The 1,533-nt window shown below is 71.3% G+C and carries 2 protein-coding genes; both read right to left on the bottom strand.

Annotated features, from left to right (window positions below; genetic code table 11):
- Positions 1-170 precede the first annotated feature (170 nt).
- Positions 171-1,130 carry an SDR family NAD(P)-dependent oxidoreductase gene (locus DMC18_RS20155; RefSeq protein WP_110118314.1) on the bottom strand — a complete coding sequence of 320 codons (960 nt, stop codon included), beginning with the start codon at positions 1,128-1,130 and terminating at the stop codon, positions 171-173.
- 152 nt (positions 1,131-1,282) lie between these two features.
- The coding region (locus DMC18_RS20150) for an enoyl-CoA hydratase-related protein (protein WP_233248237.1) at positions 1,283-1,533 on the bottom strand (251 nt) is incomplete at its 5' end.

Here is a 1,533-nt window from a genome sequence, read left to right as displayed (position 1 = left end):
ATCCTTCTCCCCTTGCGGGAGAAGGTGGCGGCGAAGCCGTCGGATGAGGGGTCTCTCAGAAGTGAGACGCCGCACCCGGCTGATCCGCTGCACACAGCTTTGATTTTTGAGAGACCCCTCACCCGACCCTGCTCCGCAGGGCCACCCTCTCCCGCAAGGGGAGAGGGGACTCAAGTCGTCTCCACCGACAGCGCCCACAGCCGCTCGGCCGCCTCGGGGTCCAGCGCGTGCGGCAGCACCCCGGCCCAGGGTTTGTCCTTGGTCCAGGCGACGGCCTGCTTGCAGTCTTCCAGATAGAGCCCGCCGACGCCGTCGAGTTCGGGGCCGACCGCCGCCCAGACGCTGGTGGCCGCGCCCTGCTGCGGGGTCTTGAAGCCGTCGCGCGGCTTGCCGTCCTCGCCGATCCAGCCCAGGGCGACCTGCTCCTCGATCGGCAGGTGGCGCTGCAGCGGGGTCATGATGCCGCCGGGCATGACGGCGTTGGCGCGTACGCCCAGGTCCTTGAACCGGGCGTCGAAGCCGACGGCGAACAGGCTGTTGGCGGTCTTGGCCTGGCCGTAGGCCTCCCACTTGTCGTAGGGCCGGTGGCGAAAGTGCGGGTCCTCGAAATCCACGCCCGAGCGCCGGTGGCCGATCGACGACAGCGACACCAGGCGCGAGGGAACGCCCGACCCTTGCGCCCCCGCCACAAGGTTTTCCGCCAGCAGCGTCGACAGCGCGAAGTGGCCGAAGTGGTTCGTGCCGATCTGCATCTCCAGCCCGTCTTCGGTGTAGGCGAGCGGGCAGGCCATGACGCCGGCGTTGTTGATCAGCAGATGCAGCGGCGCCTCGCCCCAGGCCTGGGCGAAGGCCCGCACCGAGGCCAGGCTGGAGAGGTCGAGCATGGCGAACCGCGCCTTGCCGGGTCCGGCGGTGCGCTCGATCTCGGCGACGGCTTGCGCGCCCAGGTCGGGCTTGCGGGCGGCGATCACCACCTCCGCGCCGGCTTCGGCCAGGGCCCGGGCGGTCTCGATCCCGATGCCGGTGGCCGCGCCGGTGACAATGGCCATGCGGCCCGTGAGGTCATGACCGGCGACCACCTCGCCGGCGGTGCTGCGGGCCCCGAAGGGCGAGACGATGCGTTCGGCCATGGCGAGGATCCTTGTCTCAAGACCCTCTCCCCGAAGGGGGAGGTGGCCGCGGAGCGGCCGGAGGGGGAAGTTCCTACGGAGGCGGAGGGGGGGCTTCCCCCTCCGCCGCCTTCGGCGACACCTCCCCCTTCAGGGGGAGGGTCTCGATGTAATCACCCCACCTTGCTGAAGTCAGGCGCGCGGCGCTCGGCGAAGGCCATGAAGGCTTCGCGGGCCTCGGCGGTCTGCAGGCGCTCGGCGAACAGGGCGCCTTCCTTGTCCATCAGGTCGGCGATGGCCTCGGCGTCGCGCATCAGGCGCTTGGTGACGGTCAGGGCGCCAAGCGGACGCTTGGCCAGCTGGTCGGCGGCGGCGCGGGCGCGGGCCCGCAGCTCGTCGGCCGGGACCACGGCGTTGGCCAGGC

It is taken from the genome of Caulobacter sp. D5, from assembly GCF_003185805.1.
GTDB lineage: Bacteria > Pseudomonadota > Alphaproteobacteria > Caulobacterales > Caulobacteraceae > Caulobacter.
The sequence above is the reverse complement of the archived record's forward strand: the minus strand, read 5'-3'. Positions and strand labels throughout refer to the sequence as shown.

Excerpts from the sequence above, each read along its gene's own strand:
- DMC18_RS20155 (WP_110118314.1), bottom strand. The coding sequence starts at position 1,130 with ATGGCCGAACGCATCGTCTCGCCCTTCGGGGCCCGCAGCACCGCCGGC.